This is a genomic window from Christensenellaceae bacterium 44-20 (genome assembly GCA_041223705.1).
Lineage (GTDB): Bacteria > Bacillota > Clostridia > Christensenellales > Christensenellaceae > QANA01.
The window spans coordinates 727896-753598 of the sequence record JBCLQU010000001.1 but is presented as its reverse complement, the minus strand read 5'-3'; the positions used below and the strand labels follow the sequence as shown (position 1 = coordinate 753598).

The window sequence follows — 25703 nt, the reverse complement described above, 5'->3', positions numbered from 1 at the left end:
AGAGAGAGCCGAAGATTGGCTCTCTTTTTTTCATTTGAACGAAAGGGAGCTTGCAAATCTGCAAGCTCTTTTTGGGCTATGCCGTCTTTTCAAACTGGGAGTTATACAGCTCGGCATAGAAACCGTTTTTCTTAAGAAGCTCTTCGTGGCTGCCCTGCTCGACGATATCGCCGTCCCGCATGACCAGAATCAGATCCGCATCCCGGATGGTGGAAAGGCGGTGGGCGATGATGAAGCTCGTGCGGCCCTGCATCAGGTTGTTCATCGCCTGCTGAATGAGGATCTCTGTACGGGTATCGACGGAGCTGGTGGCCTCATCCAAAATCAGAATTTTGGGATCGGCGACCATGGCCCGGGCAATGGTGAGCAGCTGTTTCTGCCCCTGGGAGACGTTGCCCGTCTCTTCATTGAGCACCATTTGATAGCCGCCGGGCAGCGTGCGGATAAAGCGATCGACCCGGGCAGCTTTGGCCGCCTCGTAGACCTGCTCATCCGTGGCATTCAGATTGCCGTAGCGGATGTTTTCCATGATGGTGCCGGAAAAGAGCCAGGTATCTTGCAAAACCATGCCGAAGCAGCGGCGCAGCTGCGTCCGATCGTAATCGCGGATATCCACGCCATCGACTAGAATGCGGCCGCTATTGACATCGTAGAACCGCATGAGCAGTTTGACCATTGTGGTTTTGCCGGCGCCCGTCGGCCCGACGATGGCGATTTTTTTGCCGGCGGCGATATCTGCGGAGAAATCGTTGATGATGATCTTATCTTCGCTATAACCGAAGTGTACGTTTTCAAACGCAACATGCCCCTGGATATTCTGCGTGGAGGCGGGGTTTTGGATGGAAGAGGGCTCTTCGGTTTCCTCGAGAAATTCGAAGATGCGCTCGGCCGCCGCCGCTGTGGATTGCAGCTGGTTGGTGATCTGCGCGATCTGGTTGATGGGCTGCGTGAAGCTGCGGACATACTGGATGAAGGACTGGATCTCGCCGACGGTGATGGAGCCCTGCATGGCCAGAATGCCGCCCAGAATCGAGACGCCGACATAGCCGAGATTGCCCACCAGGCTCATGATGGGCATCATGATGCCCGAGAGGAACTGGGATTTGCGCGCCGCAGAGGCGAGGGTATGATTGAGCGCATCAAACTCCTCGATGCTCTTTTGCTCATTATTGAACAGCTTGATGACGTTATGCCCGCCATAGGCCTCTTCCACATGGCCGTTGATATGGCCGGTATATTCCTGCTGTGCGCGGAAATGCTTCTGGGATTTTTTGACGATGAGCATGACCAGCGCCAAGGAGATGGGCAGCAGCACGATGACCAGCAGCGTCATGGACCAGCTGATGGAGAACATCATGGCCAGCACGCCGACGAGCGTACAGATGGATGAGATCACCTGGCTCATGCTCTGGTTCATGCTCTGCGTCAGCGTATCGATATCGTTGGTGATGCGCGAGAGCGTTTCGCCGTAGGTATGCTTATCGTAGTAGCTCATGGGCAGTTTTTCGATTTTAATGGAAATATCCCGGCGCAGCCCATAGGAGACTTTCTGCGAGACATTGCCCATGATGACTCCCTGGATAAAGGAGAACAGTGCGCTGGCCAGATACAGGCCGAGCAGCGTCAGCAAAATCCTGCCGATTTTGCCAAAATCGATGCCCGCGCCGCCCGAGATTTTGGAGACCAGGCCGTTGAAGATTTCGGTTGTCGCGTTGCCCAGCACTTTGGGGCCGATGATGGAGAAAACTGCGCCGGCGGCCGCGAAGACGACCACCAGAAGCAAGCTGAATTTGTATCTCGAGAGCACGCGGGAGAGCTTTTTGATGGAGCTCTTAAAATCCTTTGCTTTTTCGCCTGCCCGCATATGGCCGCCAGGGCCGTGGCCGCCGCCGGGGTGGCCGAACGATCTTTTCTTTTCACTCATTTTTGAAGTTCCTCCTCTGAAAGCTGAGATAGAGCGATTTGGCGATAGACATCGCAGGAATCCAGAAGCTGCCGATGCGTGCCTATTCCGGCGACTTTGCCGTCGTCCAGGACGATGATCTGCTCGGCGTTGGCGATGGTGCTGATGCGCTGGGCCACGATGATGACCGTCTTGTTATCCGTATTCTCCTTGATGGCCCTGCGCAGCGCGGCGTCTGTGCGGTAATCCAGGGCAGAGAAGCTATCATCAAAAATGAGGATATCCGGATCGCTTGCAAGCGCCCTGGCGATGGAAAGCCGCTGCTTCTGCCCGCCAGAGACGTTGGTTCCGCCTTGGGCGATGGAGCGGGAATAGCCGAGAGAACTGCTCTCGATAAACTCTGTCGCCTGGGCGATGGAGGCGGCTTTTTTCATGGCTTCGTCGCTGAGAGATTCATCCGAGAACTTGATATTGGACTCGATCGTTCCGGAGAACAGCAGACCCTTTTGCGGCACGAAGCCGATGGATTCCCGCAGTGCTTGCAGGCTCTGCTGGGAAACCTCTACGCCGCCCACCAGCACCTTGCCGCCGGTGGTGTCGTAGAGCCGCGGGATGAGGTTGATGAGCGTGGATTTGCCGCTGCCCGTGCTACCGATGATTGCGGTTGTCTCGCCGGGGCGGGCGGTGAAGCTGATATGCTCCAGCACATCCTCGTCGCCGTCCGGATAATGGAAGCTGACATCGCGAAACTCCACAACGCCTTTTTGATCTGCCGCCATGGGCAGGGCTTTTTGCGGCTCGGCGATGGAAGGCTCGCAGCTTAAAATCTCGTCGATGCGCTCGGCCGAGACATTGGCCCGGGGCAGCATGATGGAGACCATCGTGATCATCAAAAATGCCATGATGACCTGCATGGTATACTGGATGAACGCCATCATATCGCCGACTTGCAGCAGGCCTGCATCGATGCTGTGGCCGCCGTTCCAGACGATGAGCAGCGCGATGCCATTCATCAGGAGCATGAGCAGAGGCATCATGAGCGACATGGTGCGGTTGATAAACAGGCCGTTCTTCATGAGGGCTGTATTGGCCTGATCGAAGCGTTCTTCCTCGTGCTTATGTGTCCCGAAGGCACGGATGACGCTCAGGCCGGTTAGAATTTCCCGGGAGACGAGGTTGAGCTTATCTACCAGTTTCTGCATTCCCTTAAATTTGGGCATGGCGACGGCAAAGACAGTGCCCATCACGAGAGAGATGATGCCGACGGCCACGGCGAGGATCCAGGTCATACCCGAGCTGGTTCCGAACACTTTGACGATGCCGCCGGCGCCGATGATGGGCGCATAGAAGACGATGCGCAGCAGCATGACGATGGCCATCGTAACATTGGTTACATCGTTGGTGGTGCGCGTAATGAGCGAGGCCGTGGAGAATTTTTCGATATCCTCATTCGAGAAGGAGAGCACCCTGCGGTACACATTGCTCCGCAGTTCTTTTCCCACGCTGGAGGCGATGAAAGCGGCCAGATAGCATACGGCAATCGTGCAGGCCATAGAGGTTAGGGCCAGACCCAGCATTTTTGCGCCGGAGATCAGAATATAGCGGTTGGAAATTTTGCCCAGATCGATGCCAAGATTCTCATATTCATTTTGCACGAAGAGAATGCCAATCTGCGAGAGAATGGTCTCGGGCAGTTCATCGAACTTTTGATAGATTTCTGCCAGAAAAGCGTCTTTGCTGGCCTGATCCAGGGAGGCGAAGAACTGCTGGGGATCGACGCCCTCCGGGATGGGGAGATCGCCATCGAACAGGTTTTGGGCATAATCTGCGTTTTCGCCCTCTGCCTGCATATCGCCGGAGATGGCCATGCAAAGCAGCATGGGATGAGAGAGCGCGGATTCCAGGCTGGAAAGCTCCTCTTCGCTTAGATCTTTGAGCAGGTAGAATGCCTGCACATCGCTGGACATGCTTTGCAGTGATTTGGGCAGCCTATTTTTATCTTCTGAGCGGACATAATGCTCCATAATCCCAACCTGATCGGAGGGCAGAAGGCTGGAAAGCAGGAAATAGCTCTCCTGGCTGAGCACAGCTGGGACGGGCTCTTCTATGCCGCTTTGCTGAATGCCTGTATTGACGATTTCGGATGTATACGTCGGCAAGGCAAGATCGCAAAATGCCTCGGCGATGAGCAGCACCAATACGAGGAGCACAGGAAACAGATGATGTTTTAGAAATTTCAGTAGTTTAGACATTTCTTGTTCCTTTCTGAATGATGATATCTTGCAGCGATGGGATTGGCTCGGCAGAGGCGGTTTTGCACGCGCTCATGCGGCTAAACGCAAAGCCATCGCGGATTTTATGAAGCAGGGAGGAGAGAAGTTCGATTTCATCGGGCGCCAGCATCGCCGTAAACTGTTGATCCAGCTGGCGGAACAGCGCATCAATGGCATCCACGAGCTGGGCACCCTGATCTGTTAGAAATACCAAGCTCTTGCGTTTATCCGCCCCCTTTTCCCGATAGATATAGCCGGATTCTTCCAGGCGGTTGAGGGAAATGGCAACAGTGGACGGGGCGATATAGAGCATTTTTGCCAGCAGGGACTGCGTGATTCCCGGATTTTGATACAGAATATAGAGCAGCTCTGCCTGGGCAGGGTGCATATTCAGTTCATGAAAATGCGGAAAGGCCTCTGCAAAGCTCAGCTTCATAATTTGAGTAAAGAGGTGGTAAATATGAGGATAGGATTCCTTTTTCTCCATACGCTTCTCTTCTTTCTGAAAGCAATTTTAAAATAGTTAGTTAGCTAATATTAGCTGACTAACAAATTATAGCGGAGAGAGGAGCGATTGTCAATTCATTCCAGCCAAACGTCGCAGTTTGTTCACAAATGGGAAAAGGATAGATTCCTTCCAATTTTTTTGCTATCATATTTTAGACGGGAAGGAGAAGGAATATGAGAAGAATTATCGTGCTGGACGACGAGGGGCTGGGAAACGAGCCGCTGGGCTGGGAGGCATTGGCGGAACTGGGGGAGACGAGGCAGTACCGCCAGACGCCGGCAGAGCAGGTAGCTAGGCGCATTGGGCAGAGCGAGATTGTTCTGACGAATAAAGCGGTGATACACAGGGCCGTTATGGATGCTTGCCCGGGCATGAGATATATTGGCGTGCTTTCTACGCGGTATAACGTTGTCGATATTGAGGCGGCGCAGGAGAGGGGGATCGTGGTTACGAATATACCCGCTTATTCCACCTATGCCGTGGTTCAGCACAGCATGGCGCTGCTGCTGGAGGTTTGCAACCATGTGCACCTGCACAATGAGGCGGTGAAGGCGGGAAGATGGGAAAACTCCCCGAAATACTGCTTTTGGGAGAAGCCGCTCATCGAGCTTGTGCACAAGACCATGGGCATTTTGGGGCTGGGCGCGATTGGCCAGGGCATGGCCAGGGCGGCGCAGGCGCTTGGGATGCAGGTGATTGCGCACACGCGCACGCCAAGAAATCTGCCGGGTGTACGGGAAGTCGGCCTGGAAGAGTTGCTGAGGCAAAGCGATGTGCTCTCCATCCACTGCCCGCTGACACAGCAGACCGAAGGGATGATTGCGGCTGAGCAAATTGCCCTGATGCGGGAAAATGCGATTTTGATCAACACGGCCAGCGGCAAGATTGTGCGCGAAGAGGACGTTCTGGCCGCGCTGGAGGAGGGCAGGATCGGGTTTTACCTGGCGGACGTGATGGCCAGCGAGCCGCCCTGCCAGGGCGATAGATTGGCGCACCACGAGCGGAGCATTTTGACGCCGCATCTGGCGTGGTCTCCCATTGAGACGCGCAGGCGGCTGGTGGAGATCGCGATCTCCAACGTTCGGGAATATTTACGGGGAAATATCCAAAATAGTGTGATTCCCGCTCAGGGCTTTGCCATGGCGAAAAATGACAAATAATTTGCAAAACGGATACTTCGGCGTATTGCGCCAGGGTGTTTGGTAAACTATAATAGAACATAGCAGTCAAATGCGGGAAATTCGTGATAGGAGCTGGGATGATGGAGACAGAAAAGAAGAGGGAAGACGGCCAGGCTGGACAGGAGCCGGGAGGCGGCGCAAAGAAAAGCAGAAAACCGCTGATTATTTCGCTGTTGTGCATTGCCGCTGCGGCTTTGATTGCGGGCGGTATTTTTCTGATTTCGGCAAATGCGAAAAAAGAAGAGCGCGAGCAGGAGCGCCTGGCGATTGTGCAGACAGATGTCTTTTTGCAGGGCATTTCGGTTGGGGGCATCGATATTTCGGGCATGACGATGGAAGAGGCCCAGGCAGAGCTGCTCTATCACAATGCGACGCTCAAAGACACGCTGGATGTTGAGATCATCTATCAGGATAAGGTCTATCCGTTTGCTCCGGCTGCGGCGGGGATTACGCTGAGCTACGAGGATTCCCTAGCGCGGGCGTTGCGGCCGATTTCGGCTGACGGCAGCTACGATCAAGTGATGGCGGAAGCTGAGGAGATTAAGACCAACGGCAGGGATTTCCCGATTCTTGTAGAATGGGAAGATGCGAAGGCAAAAGAGTACGTTGCGGCGCTGGCGGCGGAGATCAATGTGGAGCCGCAGAACGCGACGTTTAAAATGGAAAAAGGCCAGGTCTCCTACATTGCAGATGTAACCGGCCTGGAGCTGAATGAGCAGGAGCTGATTGAACAGCTGCGCGGCGCGTTTGAGCTGGGAAAGAAGATTCAGGTTGAGGCACCGGTGCAGGAGACGGAGGCGGAGGTTAAGCTGGCAGATATTGAGGGTAAGATCGTCCGGCGATCGGTTTTTGAGACTTCCTTTGCTTCTAGCGATGCCAACCGCTCTTTCAACGTAACCCGGGCGACCAACGCCATCAACGGCGTGGTGATTAAGCCGGGAGAGACTTTCTCCATGAACGACACGATTGGCCCGAGAACGTATTCGGGCGGCTGGAAGCCGGCGCCGGCGATCATCAACGGCGGCGCAGATAAGGAAATGCAGGCGGGCGGCGGTGTTTGCCAGGTTTCGACGACGCTTTATAACGCGGTCGTCAAGGCGGATCTGGAGATCGTTTACCGCAGAAACCATTCCAGCAAGGTTGGATATGTGGATGCAGGGCTAGACGCGACCATCAACACGGGGACGATCGACTTTACCTGGAAAAATAACACCAATTCGGATATTTTCATCGTTGCCTCGGCAGAGGGCAAGAAAGTGCGCATCGAAATTTATGGCGAGGCTTGGCCGGAAGAGTATGACGAGATTCGCCTCACTTCGGATTACATCGGCTCGATTGCGCCTAAGGCCATGAAAATTACGCAGGACAGCACTAAGCCCACAGGCTATGAGCAGATCGTGCGTAAAGAAAAGAGCGGTTCGAAATATGCTTCCTACAAGCACTACTATAAAGACGGCAAGCTGGTGAAAAAGGAGTTCTTGGCGAATTCCACCTACAACGCGGTGCAGGGAGAGAAAATCGTCGGGACAGGAGCTGTGCAGCCGACGCCTACGCAGCCGGTTACACCGACGCCTACCCCCACGCCACAGCCCACACCGACACCCACAGCTCCTCCTCAGGAGTCTACGCCGGCGGAGACGGATGCGCCGCCGACAGATGGTGCAGGGGACACAATCTAGAACAAATAGAATAAAAGGAGCAGAAGCAATTCTGCTTCTTTTTTATTGCGGGAAAAGAAGGGACGGGCATGCAGATACCGGAAAGGCGGCAGAGAAGGAAGGGCGGAGAATAGCATTTTTATGAAAGAAAATGAAGGGCAGAGCCGGCATGGCTATGGGGCGGATAAAAGGACGCCATGGCAGGCAGAAAGGAGGAGATAGGGAGATTATAGCGGGAAAGAGGAATGGGTGGGCATACCGGCCGTCTGCGCGCTGACACACAATCGGAGAAACGAAAAGCGCCGCCTGAATTACAGGCGGCGCTTCTGCTGGCCATAGCCGGCTATTTCTTGAACAGGTTGGAGAAAAAGTCTCCGACGCTCTGGAAAAAGTTTTGGATATCTTTGCCCAGCTTGGAGAAGAAGGTATCCACCTTCTTGGCGGAATCGATGACGCCGACAATGGATTCCAGACGCTCCTGGAGCTGGTCGGTATCCAGCCCTTCCAGTTCGCGGCACAGGCGGAGCAGCTGCTCTACTTGGGAATCGGACACCTCCACGCCCAAATCCTTTGCGATGGCGGAGATCTCTGCGCGGACTTCATCGTCCGTCATATTCTGCGTTTGATCCAGAATGCCTTTGAGCTCATTGACGAGCAGAGTGGCATCCACACTGCCTATGGCCTCTGCCAAATCGCCCGTGATGACCAGTTCGCTGGCGGCGGCCTTTTTGGCGGATTCATCCAGCTTTTGGCCGGTGATATCCTCATAGGCTTTATAGATGCCTGTGAGGGCGGCGGTGCCGGAGACAGGGAAGGGGGCCGAGATCATGACACTGGCATCTGTAATGCCGGCGGTGATGAGCGCATTGCGGTACATATTTTCACTGCACCAGTTGACATTATGCAGTGAAATATTCAGCCCTTCGCCTTCTTCCAGAGTTTGGATATAGACGCAGGAGAGAGCGACACTGCCGATCTTGTTTTCCGGCGCGATGCCCTCTAGATACAGGCGCTCTTCCTGATTGGTTACGAGAAGCTCGGGCACATCGCCTGCGGAAAGATCGAAGTCTTTATAAATTTGCGCGCGCTGTTCTGCGGTTAGATCTGCGCCAATGGCGACGCGGGATTCCCCTTCGGCGACTTCGGCGGCTGAAACGGGGGCACAACCTAACATGATGGCAAGCAAAAAGCTGATCGCGCATATGCTAAATTTTTTTAACATACCAGCATCCTTTCTGATGGGACTTTTCTCTATTATAACATAGCCTGCAAGGGCTGCGGCCAAAAAGATGAAACAATTGCATAAATAATTTATGAACGAAGTGACGGATAAGCGGCATGGTTAAGGGAATTCTGGGCAAGAAGCATGGCGAAGGCGATGCAAGGATAGGGCAGGGGAAAAGGCGAAAGTGAGCGTTACAGAGCCTTGAGCAAAAATTCGATGAGCGGCGCGGCCTTGGAATGAGGCGGATACCACCCGGCGAAAAGCTGATAGGAAGGGACGCCAAGAGCGTCTGCGATTTTATCGATGGTTCTGACGCTGGAGTTGATACAGGCATGCTCGATATCGTGGAGCGTATCCTGGCCGATGCCAGCTTCCGAAGCCAGAGCCAGGCGCGAGAGACCAGCTTTGGCGCGCAGTTTGAGAATATTGCAGGCGACAACATAAGAAAGAGTATCCATAGTTTTCCTCCGAGAATGGTAATGGAAAATTATGGAATAAAAGAAAGAAGGATACAATCGGTTTGGGCAGTGCTTTGATGACAAGATAATGGAAGGATAAACTAAAAAGAGGGGCGGATGGATTCTGCCCCTCTTTGTGGACAGGGAGGATCAATAATAAGTTTTGGAATGCTCGATTTCCTTTAAAGTGGCCAGGCAATCGTAGCCGCCTTTGCCGGTTTCGGGGTTGATGGGGTAGTGCACATTATAGAGATACCCCTGATCCGAATAGCGGCTCGTATGCTCCTGAAAAAGGGCGCTGTCTATGCAGACGTTTTTGACGACAGCGCACAGGACGACGTGGCTTGACCCTTCATACAGCTCCTTTTCCCAAAGATACTGGCACTCCAGATTCAAAAAACACTCCTGGATTCTGGGCGCGTGAACTGTGGCAGCGGGTTCTGCCGTCAGCCCGGATTTGCGGATCTCGTCGTCTTCAAAGCCGTTATGGGCAATCGTGGCATAGCGGCGGTCGTAGTATTCTGCGGAGGGGAAGTTCAGAACCAGCTCTCCCGTCTCTTTGATCGTCTGATACATATGCCCGGCCTGATTGACAGAGGCCATAATGCAGTAAAAATCCTCGCTGCTGCCCACGAAAGTCGCCCACGATTGCAGACAGGCATTGGGCAGGCCATTGGATTTATAGCTGGTAACGACAAAAAGCGGGGAGGGAATGGCCGTTACAAAATCGACCCAGGAGAAACCGTAGGTCGGGATGCTTTTCATGGATTGCGGCTTCGCGCGGTACTCTTTTTTCATGCCCTCTCTTCTCCTCTGCAAAAAGTTTCTTTCAGCTTCATTATATAGAAGAAAGGCAAAGCAGGCAATGAAAAGATAGACGGGCAATGGACTGCGGAGTTCAGCACAGATTTTTGCGGAAAGGAGAAAGTGCAGAGAGCAGCTGATTTTTATCAAATAAAAAATCGGAACGAGAGAAACTCGTTCCGACGTGGTGCGGATGACAGGAATCGAACCTGTAAAGAATATATTAAAAATGCGATTAAATAAGGAAAAATTATTTTTCGTGTTGCATTTCGTGTTGCAAAATTTTTTCGAAATAATTATTGGCCTTTTTAGTGAACTTCTTCCCTTGCTGCTCCATAGCGTGCCTATAAACTTTCTTTAAGGTATAATCTGAACTCCAACCGCCACGCTGCATAATGTATTTATCAGGCACGCCAAGAGCATGTAAAATAGATGCCTGATAATGCCGGAGATCATGAAAACGAAAGTGCTTTACTCCGGCTTGGGAAAGTAGAGTAGAAAATTGATCCGTAATATGGCTTGGTGCCATTTCCACGACGCGCCCTGATTCGGGAATATTTTGTCTCAGTATATCCATGACAACATCGGGCAGATCTACGTTTCTATACCCGGCTGTTGTCTTAGGTGGCTTAATTACCCAGTTGTTATGCTCATCGAGAACCATATCTTTATTTATGCTTACGCCGTTATCATACAGATCATTCAATAAGAGCGGGCTAATCTCGCCGCGTCGAAGAGAACCAAATGCGGCAAGTAAGATTGCTTTTTCGATTGTCCGGCCTTTGGCCGCAGCGATAACTTTTTTTATATCGTCATCGCTAGGCACAACATAAGTTACTATTTGTTTCTGGGGAAGCCTTGTTGTAAGCCTAAAGTTCGGCAAATAGGAAGCAAGGACAGAGGCGAGGAGGCCGTGCATATTTCTGATGGTTTTGGGGGAATGTGTTGCGGCTTCTCTATCAATCTCGCGCTGGATAAGTTCTTGAGTAATATTTTTGAGTTTAAGAGGCATAAGGCCTTGTAAATCGCAGCGAGCGGAGCGTTTATATTCTCTGACGGTGGAAGGAGATAGGACATTCTGGCGAGCAGAGATATATCTGGCGTATGCCTCGCTAAGCGTAATGTTTTTAATGTTGGCGGCGCGCTCATTTCTTGTTCGCCATTCGGCGGCCATAAATTCTGCTTCTCTGCGATCGGGGGCGGTAAAGGATTTATAGCGGCGCGCCATTTTCACCTTTCCGTTTTCGTCGAGCAGCAACCTTCCATTCTTATCTTTTTTTGGCTCGGAGTGGCTATACTCTAAAACTCGCCAATTCCCACTAGGTAATTTTTTAGCCTTTGCCATAATTTCCCCCTTATGAAGAAAAGCCCCCGCATAAGCAGGGGCTTTTTTATTACGGATTGCAAACCGCGCAAGGCTCTTTATGAAGCGCCTCGGCCTTTTCCCTTGTAAGTTCCTGCGTGTTCGTTTTATTTTGCACATAGACGCAAACTGGCCTATGGTACTTATCGCCTGATGCGGTGATAACGACAATATCACTTGGATTCCCAACAACATCTGCAATTCCGGATTGATTTGATGTAGGCGTGGCGGCTTGTCCAGCTTTTGGATGGACGATGCCGGGAATATGAAGAATGAGGGATACTCCCAGCGCCACAGTTGCGGCAAGTGCGATTATTTGATTTTTATTAAAGCGTGGTTTTAGCAGATGATCGGCGAAAGCGTTCGCCTCGTCGTCGTTTTGTGTCTGTGCTAGAGAATCTAGATCGTGCGTCAAAACAATGTGCGCGACTTCATGAGCATAATGCCGGGGCTTATCGATGGCCGTTTTATTAAGAAAAATAATCTTTAAAGGCTGGTAGATAAAAGCGCTATGGAGATTTGCATAATTTTCAAGCTCTAAATCTTTAATAGTTTGATCTCCATCGCCATCGTCGCCAAAATAGACGGTGCGCCAACCTCTTTGCGCCATCTGCCCGATCATGGTATCGAGCATGGCTTTTTTGCCTGCTAAAGAGTTTCGAAAAGAAGATGCTGCAATTCTGATTTCTGATTTTCCCAATTCCTGTTCCTCCTTATTTGTCATAAATCGACAGATAAGGACTTATGCAGAGAAGCAGAAAAATCCTTTATGTATTTTTTTCCATATCGTCCAGACGGCGCAGCACCTTTTCGGCCGCCTCCTTAGAAACTGTGTGTTGCTGTGTTCCGCCCTCATATGCGGCCAGCGCGCCGCTGTATTGTGCGCTCCTATTGGCTCTATCCACATAATAAAGGGAGGTTACATAGCGCATAACCTGCTCTTTATTCTCTTTATCCAGCTCACCATACATATCAAGGAGCTTTTGAGCGTCTTTCCCCAGCATCTGAACAGGGAGGGGCGCTTCTTTTTTATTTTCATGACCTAAAAGATAGTCAACAGAGACATTGTAAAAATTGGCTAGTCGAACCAACGTCTCAGGGTCTGGTGATTTTTCGCCACGTTCCCAGGAACTAATTGTCGTTTGTGCAACATCAAGGGCGTTGGCTAAGGCTGCTTGTGTAAGCTTTCGATCTAATCTTAATTGTTTCAAGTTCAGCATTGAATATATTCCTTTTTCTTTATTTATACCACTAAAAGTAGTAAGAAATAAAGAAAAACATAAAATTTAGCACTAAAAGTATTGACAAATAGTCTTAACAGAACTAAAATAGCACTAACAGTAATAAAACAGAAAGGAGAAGCGTAAATGAGAGAGTGGTTGATAGAACTAAGAGAAAAAAGTGCTTTATCACAAGAAGAAGTGGCAGCAAAAGCTGGAATTTCGCAAAGTTTCTATTCTGCCATTGAGTTGGGCAACAGAGGAAGCAAGCTGCCTGTCCAGACGGCAAAGAAAATTGCAGAAGTTCTAGACTTCAAGTGGGATATGTTTTATCAGACGCAATAAAAAGGCCGCCCGAGAGGGGCGGCAGGTAAGGCTATTCGGAGATTATGGTTTGCACCTTTTGCAAGCGTCGCGGCCTTGTGCGATCGCGTCTTCGTAAGAAATGCTACGGCCATTTCCTTTTAAGGTGGAACAAGTTTCACGATGATATTTATTTCCAGTTTCCCCGATCCATACTGTCCTGGGCGCGGGTTTATCAGCTGGTTCCGGCGTGGGCGTCGGATTCGGTGTAGGAGTTGGAGTAGAAGTCGGTGTCGGGGTAGAAATAGCCGCAGGTCTGCGTGTTGAAGAAGCCTTGCGCGTGGGAGAAGGCACAGGCGTATCATCGGGCAAGGGTGTCGGCTCTTCACTGGGCGACGGTGAAGGGGAAGAAACGAGAGAAGGCGTTGGCTTCACGCTGGGCGATGGTGCCGAAGAAACTGACGGCGAGGGCGATGGTGAAGGCGAGAAAGACACAGGAAACAGCGCCTCAAAGAAAAGGCTCTGCAATGTCAACACAATAAATAGCGCGATCACAATAGCGGCAAAAGAAATGTATTTCTTCATGGCAAAAATTCTCCTTTATGATGCCATTATGAAGGATTCTGTAAAAAAATGGAATACAGCACGGTTTAATGGTAGGCAAAGAACAGGAAAAAGGGACAAGCAAAAAGCCTCCTGTGAGGGAGGCAATGAAGTTAGTGCCGAGCAGGGTCGTCAGAGCGGCCGACGAGGTAATCGAGGGAGACATCGAAAAAATCAGCGAGGGCGATGAGTTTTTGAAAAGCTGGCTCTCTTTGACCGTATTCATAGCGTTGATAACCAAGCGCAGATAAACCGACAGCAGAATAAACATCTTTTTGTGTGAGATTTCTGCTTTTGCGCAATTCCAAAAGACGTTCAGAAAAAAACATAGTTTTCACCTAAAAATACTTGCAAACAACCAAATGGTAGTGTACAATACAGGTATACATTACCAAATGGTAGTGCAAATAGAAAGAGAGGGAGGGCAGTGAGCAATACAAAACTCAAAGCACAACGACAAAAAACAGGCTTGACGCAAGTGGAAGTTGCAAAGCAAGCCAAGATAACAACAATGAGCTACCAGCGTTATGAAAGCGGCGAAAGAATGCCAAAAGCTGATACCGCTATGCTGATAGCCAAAGTTCTGAACAGCACCGTGGAAGAGTTGTTCTAGGCAAAGGATAACACAAAGGCGCGAAAAGCGCAATAAAAGACCTCTCAATGTAGAGAGGTAGGAGGGAGTAAAAATGACTGTAGCTATTGTATCAATCTCCACATTCATCGTTGGATATTTTTTTAGCAGAATATTTTTTGATAACTAGGTCAATCTTCTTTCTAGTTTTTAGAGCATCGCCGCCTATGAGGGGCGGCGGAAAGGATGAAATGATGAATAATAGGGGTGGCGTGCCAAATTGGGCGTGGTACATAACATGGGGCATTATGATAGCGGCACTCATTGCTTCAATTATTAAATAGCTAAAAGAAGAATGATTTGATAAATGCTGCTAAAGCGATGGCCGTCGTGATGGCATAGCGTATCCATTCAATCTTTTCTTTGCGGGCTAGATCATGCTGACACTCAAAATAACATCTTCCCATGTCTGTCAAATCTATTGAATAGATGCCATCTTGAGCGCTCCATTTGTAAGTGATTAAGCCCATAGAACGCAAGGTGTCCACCAAGTGAGTCGCATTAATGTTATGTGGAAGGCCATGAGCATAAAGGTCTTTCGGCTTCATTGTTAAGAATATGTCGTCAAAATCACGTATGGCGCGCATAGCAATATCGCGGTATTTTTTCTTGAAATATTCCATTCCGACACCACCTTTTTGCAATCATAGCACTAAATGCTAATAAATGGAACAAATCGCGGTTTAATGGTGGGAAAAGAACAGAGGAATAAAAGGCCGACCGTGAGGGGCGGCGGGGAGAGGGAAAAATGAGAGAAGATGAAAAAATGGTCATAACCGATCTAGCAAGACAGCGGAGAGAGAAGATTTTCGACAATCTACTCGAACTACACACTAGAATTTGTGAAGAAAGCAAAAGCTTGCGCGTGCGCGACGTGCTGGATTTTAGTGAAGCCTTGTTGGAGATGCTGAAAAACAGGGAGGTGGATCGATGAATAGAGTGAAAGAAATTTTAATGAAGCAGCTAGAGAAGCTGGGAGAGATAGATGATTACGGAACGAAAGAGCAAAATGCGCACGCCATGTGCGAAATCGCCAGAACAATAATAGAGATTGAAAGAGCTGAAATCGCCCTCGGCAAGCGGGAATTTGGAAGCGGTATCAAAAGGGGGAAATAAAATGCAGGAATTGCAGATTTTCGATAATAAAGAGTTCGGGCGGGTGCGCGCCATGACGATAGACGGCCAACCGTATTTTGCGGGAAAGGATGTCGCGGCAATATTGGGATATGCCAACCCGAGCAAAGCGTTGATGGATCATGTAGGGGATGAAGATAAACTCAATAACGAATCGTTATCGAGTTTGGGGCAGCGTGGAGGCTGGCTTATCAATGAGAGTGGCCTGTATAGCCTTGTGCTTTTGAGCAAGATGCCAAGGGCAAAGCAGTTTAAACGGTGGGTAACGGCTGAAATTTTGCCCACCATTCGCAAAACTGGCGGCTATGTGGCGAGCGAAGATACCTTCCTTGAAACATATATGCCATACGCTACAGAAGAGACAAAAGCCCTGTTTAAAACGCAGCTACAGCATATTCGCCAGCTAAACCAGAAAATCAAGGCAGATGCGCCAAAAGTGCTCTTTGCTGATGCCGTATCGGCGTCTCAAACATCAATTCTGGTTGGCGATTTAGCAAAGCTGCTCAAACAGAACGGTGTAAATATCGGATCGCGGCGGCTATTCGAGTGGTTACGCCAGAACGGCTACTTAATGCGAAAGGGCGAAGCTCGGAACATGCCGACACAACGCTCTATGGAAGCGGGTTTATTCGAGGTAAAGGAAACGACAATTACAAATGGGGACGGAAGCATTCGGATAACAAGGACAACGAAAGTAACAGGGAAAGGCCAGCAATTTTTCGTCAACAAGTTTTTAAGAGAGAGGGCGGGATGATATGCCGAAAGTAAAGATAACATTTCCCAAAACACCAACGCCCGGGAAAATGTTCATAGCAAACATGGAGAAATATAGGAGCTTAAATGATAAAGACGATCAAGAACTCGCGATAGCCGGACGCATGAGCATTAGCACATATTACGTTAGAAGGAAGCGCCCGGAAACTCTACGGCTTTATGAAATGATAGGCATATCAAAGGCGCTAGGCGTGTCATTGGCTTCGATGATTGAAGAAAAGCCGGTATAGCGATGGACGGCGAGAAAATGAATCCATGTAAGGGTTGCAAATATTATAGAAGCCTAGGCAATGAAGTATCTCCTCTCAAGGCCTGCCTTTACTGCTATGACACGGGGAGACCAAGAGACTGCCCGCCGGAAAAATGCGATAAAAAGAAAATGCGGGGCAGAGGTCAGACAAAGAAAAAGTCTATTGCGATAGCACCGCGAACAAGACAGAGTAATTGATACAGGCGATAAGGCCGGGAGGAGAAAAATGAAAATTGAATGGAATAGAGTATTTATCACGATTTTTATTCTTGTTACGGTTTGCGTTATAGCGGCTGTCTTTGCATGGGCGCTTCATAATGAAAGCAACCGAATTTCGGAAGGCATCGTGATAGACAAAGATTTTTCTTCTGGGCATAGCTCTATCAATGGGGACAAGAATGGAGTATATGCGTATAGTTACGATGATTCTTATAGGTTGTGTTTGTTAGGAAACAAAAACGGCAAAGAAGTGAAATATTGGTTTGAATGCACTCAGCAGGAATATGAGAGTTATTCAGTAGGCGATTATTTCAGAAGATAAGTTGGGGCCGATGTAACGGCTGGGAGGAGAAAAATGAAAGTATTCACACAAGAAGAGTATGACGCGATAGGTCGGGATGAATATGGGGTTAAGCGGTTGCCGCAGGGAGATTACTCGCTGGTTGTTTTTCGATGCAACTACAACGAGCTGGGCGACTACAACGAGCTGGGCGACTACAACGAGCTGGGCAACTACAACAAGCTGGGCAACGGCAACAAGCTGGGCGACTACAACGAGCTGGGCGACTACAACGAGCTGGGCAACGGCAACAAGCTGAGCAACTACAACGAGCTGGGCAACTACAACGAGCTGGGCAACTACAACAAGCTGGGCGACTACAACGAGCTGGGCGACTACAACGAGCTGGGCAACTACAACAAGCTGGGCGACTGCAACGAGCTGGGCAACGGCAACAAGTTGGACGACTACAACAAGCTGGGCGACTACAACGAGCTGGGCGACTACAACGAGCTGGGCAGATGGTGCGAGTTCGGACAATTCTTTATTCATGGCAAAAACACCACATTTGAAGGCGGAGTAGTAAAGAACGGCACATTCGTGAAGGTTGGCCGCATCGGAAGCGAAATGCGGGACGCATATTTCTTCATTGACGAGAACGGTAAGTTCTTTGTCAGAGCCGGGTGTTGGTTCAGCGATATGGACAGATTCATCGAGCGGGTAAAAGCAGTACACGGCGGAACACGGTTTGAAAGGCAGTATTTGGCTGCTTGCGAATATGCAAAGGCCGTACTGCCCGAGATGCTGGAGGAGATAAACGAATGAGCAAGCAATATGCTGATGCGGCAGTTTATGAGCGTAAGCTGCAAAAGGTTATGGAGCGGATGGCCGCAGAAGAGTATAACTATAACTTTGACCGTTACGGTGCATGGGTGGAGTTCCGGCTAAAGGGACAGCTTTATCGCTTTGACCATACAAAAGAAAAGGCCGAGGCAAGAGGAATAAAGCTGATATATGGCTCGGACTGTTTCGCGCAGATTGTTCTGTCTTTGGAGGATTTGGCGCGGATGGCAGAGCGGGGCATATACGAGCTTCAGACTTGGCTTGAGGGCATGAAGTTTTTGCCGCCACCAGTAATAGTGCCAGAATGCCTGCGCAATCTTGGCTTTGCGCAAATCCCAGAGAGTGTCGAAGATATAAAGGCTAGATACAAGGGGCTGGCGAAAAAACGCCATCCTGACACGGGAGGAAGCGAGGCTGACTTTGCAGCACTGCAAGAGACGGTGCAAGCGGCACTCAAATATATGGAGAGCAGGTAAGGCGCAAAAATGGAAGGGATGGATTAGAAAACATGTTCAAGCAGGGAGAACGGGGGGCGAACAATGCATGACTTTCTCATTTCACTAATTGCACTGTGCGCGTCAATGCTGGTGTGTCTGGCAATATGCGCGCTGGCAGAACGGAAGGTATCAAAAAGAGGATGGCGGTGGCTTATGCAGCCTTTGGAGGGAAGAAATGACAGAGTATGTCTTAATAGGAGTGGTAGATCCGGCGTATCTGCCCAAAGAAAAAAGACAAGCGTTGGAGGCGAACGGCATGAAAGTGCTGCCCGGTGAGGATGGGTTTTTGCGCATTCTGAAAGAACGGGAACATGGAGAAGAGGATACGGAAATAGGGGGGAGAAGAAAATGAAAAACCTGACGATTGAAAGGCCGTTTAAAGCGAAAAGCTGGGACGAGCTGGCAGACATGATCTTTGACCTTGTAATCGAGCGCAAGGAACTACAAGCAAAGATAGAAGAAGCCGAGAAATGGAAAGAGTATTGGTTCAAACGCGCCGAGGAATGGCGGGCAAAGTATGAAGAGGCGAGAGAAAGGCGAGCAGAGGATGAATAAAGCGCTGTTTTCCTCAAATTCGCAGGAATGGTGTACGCCTCAATGGCTGTTTGATAGTCTGGATGAAGAGTTCCACTTTGCATTAGATGCGGCGGCCAATGACAGTAATAAAAAGTGTCCACTTTATTACACAGTAGAAATGGACGGCTTACAGCAGGATTGGAGCAGCGCAGGTGGCGCAGTATTTTGCAATCCTCCATATGGGCGCGAACTAAAAAAGTGGGTTCAGAAGGGATATGAAGAAGCGCAAAAGGGCGTGAAGGTGGTAATGCTTATTCCGGCGAGAACGGACACGTCATATTTTCACGAATACATATACGGGAAAGCAGAGATACGCTTCTTAAAAGGCAGGCTCAAATTTACGGATAACGCCGGGAAAGAATATTCATCTGCGCCATTTCCGTCTATGGTGGTAATTTTTGGAGGAACAAATGAAAAGCAGCAACGAAAAAGAACTTTTAATTGGTTTGGAAGAGCTTTGCAGAAACGTGCGTGATTTTCAATCTGATGCCATGTGGTTGGAGTTTATGCGCAGCGAAGTTTCGGGCGTTCTGGATGAACTGGCGAGAGTGCGGAAGGAAAAGGAAGAGAAAAAACGGGAGCGGAAAAATGCAAGAGGATAGAATCAGGGAGATCATCAAGGGGTTAAAAAGTGGGGTGTATGAGCTAAGGCATTGCCCGGTCTGCGGGCACCGACTGCCTAAGGATGGAGAAAAGAAATACAGCAAGGAATACGAGATCGAGATCTGCCTCATGTGCAAAACACGGGAAGAGTTTTCAGAGTTCGTCGGAGCGGAGTTTACACCGATCCAAAACTGGTGGCTGTCGCGCCATCCGCGCAATGTAAAAATAAAAAAGGAATATAGGGACGAGTAAAAAGTGCTTTTAAGCGCTTTTTATTTGACATCGTGAAAATGGAGGGATGATGAATATGGAAGGAATTTTGAAAAATTTGCTGCTATTGTTAGGCGCGCTGGGAATAACGATTCTGATCTTGGCGGCGGGGACTGCGATTGTTGTCTGCGCCAAAGCCTTTATAAATTCGTTCAAAGAATAAAAGAAAAGGTGCCTTGCGCAGCAACACAAGGCACCTAGGAAAAATGATAAAATTTGTCGCAAACACAGTATAGCATATTTCTGTTTGTTTGACAACGAAACAGCGGGATGTCCGCTTTACGTCCTTGTAATGGGTATTAAAAAATGAGGGAAACAGGAAATGACATACAGTAGTGAAAAGTACACGGATCTTTTTGACATTTTGGACGGAGAACAGACAAGGGAAGAAAAGTTGGAACTATTATCTCGGCGCAATGTGAAAAGCTACCGAGCAAAAACCTACCGGGCGGGGGATCTGCTGGAATGTGAGGCATTCCCTATCTGGAAAAACCGTACACAATGGAAAAAGGCGAAGCGCAGCAAACCAACAAGAGCAGCGCAAGAGATTGTAAACCGAAAAAATACGCGAAAGAAAATCGTCCGCATAACAAATGCGAATTTCACAGCGAAGGATATTTGGCTGACACTCACCTATCGGGGTTGGGAAGTGCCAAAAGATGAAAAGCAGGCATACAAGGATGTTAAGAATTTCATCGAGCGTATCAAGTATAAGAGAAAAAAGAAAGGACTGCCCCAGTTAAAATATATCTACGTTACAGAGTGGAAGGAAGAGCGATGCCATCATCATCTGATTATTTCGGGAGGACTTGATCGGGACGAAGTAGAGGCTTGCTGGACGAAAGGACGCAGGCAGGCGAGAAGATTGCAACCAGACGACTACGGCCTTACCGGGCTGGCTTGCTATTTGTCAAAAGGGAGCAATGGAGAACGGCGATGGGGGCATGGCAAGAATTTGAAGTGTCCAGAGCCGACAATATCAGAGAGAAAACTATCTCGAAGAAAAGTAGAACGGCTGGCGCTGTTGGAGACAGAGGCCAAAGAAGTATTTGAAAAAGCATATCCGGGGTATCGTTTTTTAGACGTTGAAATCCGATATAGCGCAGTAGTGGCGGGTGTATACGTTTACGCGCGGATGAGAAAGGAGGAAAGGGCGAGAGATGCAGCAGAAAGCGCCCAAAGAGGGCGAAGAACAAGCATGGCTATTTGAATGGGCGGCGTATCAAGCTGGGAAATATCCAGAGATTGAGTTGATGCACCATGTGCCGAATGGCGGCAGCAGGAATAAAGCAGAAGCGGCCAAACTAAAGGCGCAAGGAGTAAAGCCGGGAGTGCCGGACATTGTTCTTCCTGTTGCGCGCGGCGGGTATCACGGTCTATACATCGAGTTGAAGCGACAGCGCGGCGGGAGAGTATCGGCAGAGCAGGAAGATTGGATAGAGAAACTAAGGAAGCAAGGGTATTGCGCCAAAGAACTTCACGGATGGGAAGCGGCGGCGGAATGTATTTTGTGGTATCTGAATTTAAGGGAGGGCGAAAGATGATACAAGGGTGTTGCAAAGATTGCGGGGAACGGGCGCCGCGTTGCCATATGACATGTAAAAAATATTTGGCATATCGTGAAAGGCTGGAAGAAGCAAAAGCAAGGAAAAGAAGGGAGAGTTTCAAGACAGCAATCCAGCTGGAGGCGATCGGACGCGGGCAAAAGCTAGCAAGAAGAAATAGGAGGAAGAAATGAAGCAGGAGATCCAGAAAATCATTGATGAAACGGCGGATGCGGTGGCGGGGAGATTGGCAGAAAATAGTCCGACGGCCAATTATTTTGCATCAACAGAGCTATTATTAAAAAACTATAAAGCGTTAAAAGCTCTGGTCGAAAACGAAGAGGAATACCTGAAAATAGAACTGCGTGAGCACTCCAAAGATATTGGGAACGGTATGCCAAGGGGCGGCGGGATAAAAGATAGAGATGCAGTGCTGGAAGAGATAGAGCAAAAAAAGCGGCTGGACTATGCCCGGACAAAAGCGAGGTTCAGAGAAATAGAACGGGTGGTAGAACTGTTCCGGCATAGACGGCAGTTCGTTGTTATTCAGATGTACTACTTCGGAGAAACGCCGGAAGGAAAAGAGGCGGAACAGGCGTACACTTGGGAGACGATCGCACAGGAGTTGGCAGAGCGGGATATTTTAAGGGGTGAAAAGACAGCGCGCCGCTGGAAGAATGAAATTATAAAGGACATGGCAGTTTGTCTCTTTGGAACGCGGGCGGCGGTGAATGTGTCCGAAAGACAGAAATGTCCATTTTCTGGGAGTAAATGACCGAATCATGACTGGAACGCGACTGTTTCATGACCTTGCGATGTCCTTTTCCCTATTATAAAATAATTACAATCAAATTTGTTTAAATGGATGTCAGAGAAAAGAAGGGCTTACAGATGTAGATGTAAGCTCTTTTTTGTATACGAAAAAGGAGAGAAACAGATGAACATTACGGGGGAGCAGATTGTAGAAGCATTTCAAGAATTTTTGAAAGCAGGTTACGGCTATGTGTATGGCAGAAATGGGGAGCTATACACGAAAGAGATGGCAGAGAATTTGCATAAAAAAGCAAAGGCAGGAACCGAGGCTGTGCCGAAAGGCCGGAACAAAAACAGGTACTTCCGGGGCGACTGCGACAAATGGATCGGCAAAAGGGCTGCGGATTGTTCGGGCGGCATCGTGGCGGCGATGCGCAAATATGATCCAAGCTACGGCGATAGAAATTCATACAGCTTTTATGAACAGGCGGCGGAGCGCGGCCTGATTGAGAGTATCCCGGAAATTCCAGGGCTGGCAGTTTGGAGAAAAGGCCATATTGGCATATACATCGGCGGCGGCGAGGTGATAGAGTTCAGAGGAACAGATTACGGGTGCGTAAAAACGAAATTGAAAAGCCGAGACTTCACCCATTGGCTAAAGCTGGCCGGGGTAACATATGAGAAAGCGAGTACAGCGGAAACGGCACCCGTGGAAAGTTGGAGACTGTCAAGACTATTAAAACGTACAAAGCTGCTAATAAAAGGGGATGACGTTAAGGCGGCGCAGCAGTCGCTGATCGCCAAAGGATATTCCTGCGGAAGATGCGGGGCAGATGGACAGTTTGGCGACGACACTGCGGCGGCGGTAAAGCGCTTCCAGAAAGCAAGCGGCCTTGTGGTCGATGGGATTATCGGAAAGAATACTTGCCGGGCACTGGGCGGAAAGTGGACAGGAAAATAGTTAAGCGGGGAGGCGGTAAAGGTGGCGGGACGAAAAAGCGCGTATGAAGAGAAAATAAAGCCGCAATTCAAAAAAATAGAAGAATGCCTCTCCAAAAATCCGCCTATGACCGAAAAACAGACCGCCAAACTGATTGGAGTTTCTTTCAGCACATGGAACAAACATAAGGCAGAAAAAAAGGAATTTTCGGAACTGATTAAAAACAGCAGACGCCCGATCGTCGAGGAGCTATATAGCGCGTTAGCAAAATTGGCGCTTGGATTCACGCATGAAGAGTATAAAAAGACGGTAAAAAAGAACAGCGAGGGCGAGGAAGTGCAAGAAGTAACGATAAAGCGATATTGCCCGCCGAATCTGGGCGCAATCCATCTATGCTTGAAAAATTGGGCAAAGGATGAGTGGGCAAATGATCCGGCTTTGCTTGATATTAAGAAGCAGGAGTTAAAACTGAAAAAAGAAGAGGTAAAAAATAAAATCTGGTAGAGAGGTAGAAAAAATGAGCGCAGAAAATGGTTTTTTGATAACAGAGGCAAAAGAACTCATAAAAGGCGTAACAGAACAGGAGCTGGAAGCACATACGGAAACGGCGGGGATTCACAGAAAGATAACCATCGGGACGGCAGAGCCAACAGGCGGCGAGGATGGCGATATTTACCTGAAAATAGCGGCGGAGTAAAAAATGAATACATCGGTTTCTTTTGTCAGCGGAGCAATACAGAAAACGGGGTGGGTACGAGTTGGAAGTAACAGCAGCTTCACAAATGAAGATGCTGTTTTTTCTTTTATCGTTACACCTTCGGGCGAGAACATTGCATCCATCAATGAAATTCGTTTAAGTTTTAATTGGAATAACGACACGGCAGGTTCTGGATGGAGGGGCAAATTTGCATATGCCGCGCGGATTCGCCAAGGTTCGGCCACGGGAAACGTCTTAGCGACTGTAACGACAGAGTTAGAAGGTGTAAGCGGGACTTGGAATGTTCAAGCTGGAGGCTTGAACTTGGCGGCAGGCACAACATATTATGTTACGCTTAATGTGAGCGGTAGCCGCTTATCCTCGATGAAAGCATTTAGTACCACGGCCACGGCGCAGGTTATTTCATGGACGAACGGAATAGGGAAATGTGTTGCGCCAACAGACAGCAGGATCAACGGCAATACCGGGTGGACATATTGCAAGCCCGGCGATTCGGCAACATTGCAAATTATGGGCGGTGGCGGTGTTCCAAATAACCTCATTACAGGCTTTAGAATTGAAGAACTAGTCTATGTTAGAGGGCAAGGAGAAGTAACGGGCTGGCGCAAAGCGACGAATGCAAATGAGCAGGCAGACGCGGCGGTTTACGCACCTACATCGAGAAGTGTCAAAATATATCCTACCAAAACACGGGGGCAGAACAAACGGTTTAGGATAAAAATAGTAGGGCAAGCAGGCGAAGCATACGCTTCTGACTGGTACGAGACAACAACGAACCTTGTAACAAACAGAGTACCGAATATCTGCACGAATGTTAGAGCGGATAAAAGTTTAGTAGCGCCGGGGAGCATATTGCGTATCTATTTTTCTGGTGGCGGCGATCCTGACGGAAATATTTGGATGTATCAAATAAAGGCAGAAGATGAGAGTGGAAATGCATATAGCGGTGAAGAGCTTGGCAGACAATATGATACGACAAAAAACTATGTAGATATTGATCTGTCTCTTGGCGGAAATGCGTTTGTGGCCGGAACAAAGTGGAGATTTATGGTTCGCGGTCATGATAAAATTGAAGCATGTGCATGGAGCGCGCCAAGCCAATGGGTGGAAATCGGCGGGGCAGTGCGCATAAAAGTGGGCGAACAATGGAAACAGGCAATGCCTTATGTACGGAAAAATGGACAATGGAAACAGGCGGTGCCGTATGCAAAGCATGAGGGCGCATGGAAAGCGAGCGGGTAATGTGGACGATTCAAAATTTTTACCGTTCGGAAGAATGGTGTGAATTTCGCAGGGCGCTTATCCTGCGGCGAACGAATAAAGAGGATGGCCTGATATATGATGAAATAACAGGAAAGCCTATTTTAAAGCCGTATGATATTGTTCTACATCATAAGATCGAGCTAACGTCCTGCAATGTCAACGACGTAAATATCAGTTTAAACCCTGATAACATCGTGATCGTTTCGCATAGAACGCATAACAAACTTCACGAAAGATGGGGACAGAATCAACAAAAAGTACATGTCGTGCATGGCGCACCGCTTAGTGGAAAGACGCGCTTTGTGCGTGAAACGGCGTATAGGGATGATTTGATTTTAGATCTGGATAATATCTATCAATGTATCGGAAACGCGGAAAGGTACGAAAGAAGCAACAGACTGAAAGTGAATGTTTTCGGGGTAAGGGACTGCCTGCTTGACATGATAAAATGCAGGATGGGAAATTGGCGCAATGCCTATGTCATTACGACAGAACCATTGGAAACGCAGAGACGGCGGATGGCAGAAACGCTGAGTGCAGAGATCATACATATTGACACAGACAAGCGCACATGCCTAAAGCGACTTTATGAGGATAAAGACCGCTTTACCGTTCGAGCGCAATGGGAGCAATATATCAAAGATTATTTTGATAGATTCAGAGAATAGGAGAAAACAAAGTGAAAGTGCGGATTATAAAAACGTATCGGGATTTGAAGCTGGAGCGAAGAGTAGAGCAAGGGGAAGAACTTAGAGTGAGAAAAGAAAGAGCGCTGGAATTGGAACTTGCAGGCGTGGCGGAAATTATCCAAGAAGAAACAAAGGAAAAAGAAAACGAAGAGAAAGCAGAGACACCCCCCGGAGGTCAATAAAGATTTGGGGCAAGGGAACTGCACAAGAGTTCTGTTTT

At 49.0% G+C, this 25703-nt stretch carries 37 protein-coding genes; 26 read left to right on the top strand and 11 right to left on the bottom strand.

Translation table 11 applies throughout. The features are described 5' to 3' along the window. Positions 1-76: 76 nt before the first annotated feature. The 3 genes from AALG83_04095 to AALG83_04085 are packed head-to-tail and all read right to left on the bottom strand — an operon-like array spanning position 77 to position 4663. Entirely contained in the window at positions 77-1924 is a 1848-nt protein-coding gene (locus tag AALG83_04095; protein ID MEY8382332.1) for an ABC transporter ATP-binding protein, read from the bottom strand. After that, positions 1921-4155: an ABC transporter ATP-binding protein gene (locus tag AALG83_04090; protein ID MEY8382331.1), complete on the bottom strand. Its 2235-nt coding sequence runs from the start codon at positions 4153-4155 to the stop codon at positions 1921-1923. The genes AALG83_04095 and AALG83_04090 overlap by 4 nt, the downstream gene beginning before the upstream one ends. Beyond that, positions 4148-4663, bottom strand: a complete 516-nt coding sequence (locus AALG83_04085) for a MarR family transcriptional regulator (protein ID MEY8382330.1) — start codon at positions 4661-4663, stop codon at positions 4148-4150. Before AALG83_04085 ends, AALG83_04090 begins: the two co-directional genes overlap by 8 nt. A 194-nt stretch (positions 4664-4857) precedes the next feature. Here AALG83_04085 and AALG83_04080 point away from each other — a divergent pair, with 194 nt between their 5' ends. Continuing rightward, positions 4858-5844: a D-2-hydroxyacid dehydrogenase gene (locus AALG83_04080; GenBank protein MEY8382329.1), complete on the top strand. Its 987-nt coding sequence runs from the start codon at positions 4858-4860 to the stop codon at positions 5842-5844. Between the two features lie 98 nt (positions 5845-5942). Continuing rightward, entirely contained in the window at positions 5943-7544 is a 1602-nt protein-coding gene (locus AALG83_04075) for a VanW family protein (GenBank protein MEY8382328.1), read from the top strand. Positions 7545-7866: 322 nt separating this feature from the next. Here AALG83_04075 and AALG83_04070 read toward each other — a convergent pair whose 3' ends face one another. The 6 genes from AALG83_04070 to AALG83_04045 all read right to left on the bottom strand — a co-directional run bounded on the left by AALG83_04070 (position 7867) and on the right by AALG83_04045 (position 12593). Continuing rightward, the gene (locus AALG83_04070) at positions 7867-8745 is read right to left on the bottom strand and encodes a DUF1002 domain-containing protein (GenBank protein MEY8382327.1); all 879 of its coding nucleotides are present in this window, start codon (positions 8743-8745) and stop codon (positions 7867-7869) included. Positions 8746-8939: 194 nt separating this feature from the next. Beyond that, entirely contained in the window at positions 8940-9206 is a 267-nt protein-coding gene (locus tag AALG83_04065; GenBank protein MEY8382326.1) for a helix-turn-helix transcriptional regulator, read from the bottom strand. Between the two features lie 150 nt (positions 9207-9356). Further along, entirely contained in the window at positions 9357-10004 is a 648-nt protein-coding gene (locus AALG83_04060) for a flavin reductase family protein (GenBank protein MEY8382325.1), read from the bottom strand. Positions 10005-10260: 256 nt separating this feature from the next. Then, positions 10261-11355 (bottom strand): site-specific integrase, encoded by a 1095-nt coding sequence (locus AALG83_04055; GenBank protein ID MEY8382324.1) that lies wholly within the window; start codon positions 11353-11355, stop codon positions 10261-10263. Positions 11356-11404: 49 nt separating this feature from the next. Beyond that, positions 11405-12097: an ImmA/IrrE family metallo-endopeptidase gene (locus AALG83_04050; protein MEY8382323.1), complete on the bottom strand. Its 693-nt coding sequence runs from the start codon at positions 12095-12097 to the stop codon at positions 11405-11407. Between the two features lie 43 nt (positions 12098-12140). Further along, positions 12141-12593, bottom strand: a complete 453-nt coding sequence (locus AALG83_04045) for a helix-turn-helix transcriptional regulator (protein MEY8382322.1) — start codon at positions 12591-12593, stop codon at positions 12141-12143. Between the two features lie 147 nt (positions 12594-12740). Between AALG83_04045 and AALG83_04040 the strand changes: the two genes are divergently transcribed. Both AALG83_04040 and AALG83_04035 read left to right on the top strand, forming a co-directional pair. Beyond that, a complete protein-coding gene (locus AALG83_04040; GenBank protein ID MEY8382321.1) occupies positions 12741-12938 on the top strand; it encodes a helix-turn-helix transcriptional regulator in 198 nt (65 codons plus the stop codon). A gap of 208 nt (positions 12939-13146) precedes the next feature. Continuing rightward, entirely contained in the window at positions 13147-13689 is a 543-nt protein-coding gene (locus AALG83_04035) for a hypothetical protein (GenBank protein MEY8382320.1), read from the top strand. Here AALG83_04035 and AALG83_04030 read toward each other — a convergent pair. Then, positions 13613-13828: a helix-turn-helix transcriptional regulator gene (locus AALG83_04030; GenBank protein MEY8382319.1), complete on the bottom strand. Its 216-nt coding sequence runs from the start codon at positions 13826-13828 to the stop codon at positions 13613-13615. The genes AALG83_04035 and AALG83_04030 overlap by 77 nt on opposite strands. A 98-nt stretch (positions 13829-13926) precedes the next feature. Between AALG83_04030 and AALG83_04025 the strand changes: the two genes are divergently transcribed. Then, positions 13927-14112 carry a helix-turn-helix transcriptional regulator gene (locus AALG83_04025; protein MEY8382318.1) on the top strand — a complete coding sequence of 62 codons (186 nt, stop codon included), beginning with the start codon at positions 13927-13929 and terminating at the stop codon, positions 14110-14112. Between the two features lie 302 nt (positions 14113-14414). Here AALG83_04025 and AALG83_04020 read toward each other — a convergent pair whose 3' ends face one another. Beyond that, entirely contained in the window at positions 14415-14753 is a 339-nt protein-coding gene (locus AALG83_04020; protein MEY8382317.1) for a hypothetical protein, read from the bottom strand. Positions 14754-14878: 125 nt separating this feature from the next. On the opposite strand from AALG83_04020, the gene AALG83_04015 reads away from it, so the two are divergent. The 21 genes from AALG83_04015 to AALG83_03915 all read left to right on the top strand — a co-directional run bounded on the left by AALG83_04015 (position 14879) and on the right by AALG83_03915 (position 25665). Next, complete coding sequence (locus AALG83_04015; protein MEY8382316.1) at positions 14879-15064, top strand: hypothetical protein; 186 nt, start codon at positions 14879-14881, stop codon at positions 15062-15064. After that, on the top strand, positions 15061-15246 hold the full coding sequence (locus AALG83_04010; protein ID MEY8382315.1) for a hypothetical protein: 186 nt from the start codon (positions 15061-15063) through the stop codon (positions 15244-15246). The genes AALG83_04015 and AALG83_04010 overlap by 4 nt, the downstream gene beginning before the upstream one ends. A 1-nt stretch (position 15247) precedes the next feature. Beyond that, a complete protein-coding gene (locus tag AALG83_04005; protein ID MEY8382314.1) occupies positions 15248-16018 on the top strand; it encodes a phage antirepressor KilAC domain-containing protein in 771 nt (256 codons plus the stop codon). Between the two features lies 1 nt (position 16019). Beyond that, positions 16020-16268: a hypothetical protein gene (locus AALG83_04000; GenBank protein MEY8382313.1), complete on the top strand. Its 249-nt coding sequence runs from the start codon at positions 16020-16022 to the stop codon at positions 16266-16268. Positions 16269-16514: 246 nt separating this feature from the next. Next, positions 16515-16829, top strand: coding sequence for a hypothetical protein (locus tag AALG83_03995; protein ID MEY8382312.1), 315 nt, complete (start codon positions 16515-16517; stop codon positions 16827-16829). Positions 16830-16862: 33 nt separating this feature from the next. Then, on the top strand, positions 16863-17612 hold the full coding sequence (locus AALG83_03990) for a hypothetical protein (GenBank protein MEY8382311.1): 750 nt from the start codon (positions 16863-16865) through the stop codon (positions 17610-17612). After that, positions 17609-18106, top strand: a complete 498-nt coding sequence (locus AALG83_03985) for a J domain-containing protein (GenBank protein MEY8382310.1) — start codon at positions 17609-17611, stop codon at positions 18104-18106. Before AALG83_03990 ends, AALG83_03985 begins: the two co-directional genes overlap by 4 nt. A 196-nt stretch (positions 18107-18302) precedes the next feature. Then, on the top strand, positions 18303-18479 hold the full coding sequence (locus AALG83_03980) for a hypothetical protein (protein ID MEY8382309.1): 177 nt from the start codon (positions 18303-18305) through the stop codon (positions 18477-18479). Continuing rightward, a complete protein-coding gene (locus tag AALG83_03975) occupies positions 18476-18682 on the top strand; it encodes a hypothetical protein (GenBank protein MEY8382308.1) in 207 nt (68 codons plus the stop codon). Before AALG83_03980 ends, AALG83_03975 begins: the two co-directional genes overlap by 4 nt. Continuing rightward, entirely contained in the window at positions 18675-19178 is a 504-nt protein-coding gene (locus AALG83_03970) for a phage N-6-adenine-methyltransferase (GenBank protein MEY8382307.1), read from the top strand. Before AALG83_03975 ends, AALG83_03970 begins: the two co-directional genes overlap by 8 nt. Before the next feature lie 113 nt (positions 19179-19291). Beyond that, a complete protein-coding gene (locus AALG83_03965) occupies positions 19292-19558 on the top strand; it encodes a hypothetical protein (GenBank protein ID MEY8382306.1) in 267 nt (88 codons plus the stop codon). 55 nt (positions 19559-19613) lie between these two features. Further along, positions 19614-19739: a hypothetical protein gene (locus AALG83_03960; protein ID MEY8382305.1), complete on the top strand. Its 126-nt coding sequence runs from the start codon at positions 19614-19616 to the stop codon at positions 19737-19739. 159 nt (positions 19740-19898) lie between these two features. Continuing rightward, the gene (locus AALG83_03955) at positions 19899-20786 is read left to right on the top strand and encodes a hypothetical protein (protein MEY8382304.1); all 888 of its coding nucleotides are present in this window, start codon (positions 19899-19901) and stop codon (positions 20784-20786) included. Next, complete coding sequence (locus AALG83_03950) at positions 20737-21120, top strand: VRR-NUC domain-containing protein (GenBank protein ID MEY8382303.1); 384 nt, start codon at positions 20737-20739, stop codon at positions 21118-21120. Before AALG83_03955 ends, AALG83_03950 begins: the two co-directional genes overlap by 50 nt. Before the next feature lie 190 nt (positions 21121-21310). Then, positions 21311-21895: a hypothetical protein gene (locus AALG83_03945; protein ID MEY8382302.1), complete on the top strand. Its 585-nt coding sequence runs from the start codon at positions 21311-21313 to the stop codon at positions 21893-21895. A gap of 90 nt (positions 21896-21985) precedes the next feature. Next, complete coding sequence (locus AALG83_03940; GenBank protein ID MEY8382301.1) at positions 21986-22834, top strand: peptidoglycan-binding domain-containing protein; 849 nt, start codon at positions 21986-21988, stop codon at positions 22832-22834. A 21-nt stretch (positions 22835-22855) separates the two neighbouring features. Further along, a complete protein-coding gene (locus AALG83_03935) occupies positions 22856-23317 on the top strand; it encodes a hypothetical protein (GenBank protein MEY8382300.1) in 462 nt (153 codons plus the stop codon). 13 nt (positions 23318-23330) lie between these two features. Continuing rightward, entirely contained in the window at positions 23331-23510 is a 180-nt protein-coding gene (locus tag AALG83_03930) for a hypothetical protein (protein MEY8382299.1), read from the top strand. Positions 23511-23513: 3 nt separating this feature from the next. Continuing rightward, positions 23514-24773, top strand: a complete 1260-nt coding sequence (locus AALG83_03925; protein MEY8382298.1) for a hypothetical protein — start codon at positions 23514-23516, stop codon at positions 24771-24773. Then, entirely contained in the window at positions 24755-25462 is a 708-nt protein-coding gene (locus tag AALG83_03920) for an AAA family ATPase (protein MEY8382297.1), read from the top strand. The genes AALG83_03925 and AALG83_03920 overlap by 19 nt, the downstream gene beginning before the upstream one ends. Before the next feature lie 11 nt (positions 25463-25473). Beyond that, positions 25474-25665, top strand: coding sequence for a hypothetical protein (locus AALG83_03915; GenBank protein MEY8382296.1), 192 nt, complete (start codon positions 25474-25476; stop codon positions 25663-25665). Positions 25666-25703 lie beyond the last annotated feature (38 nt).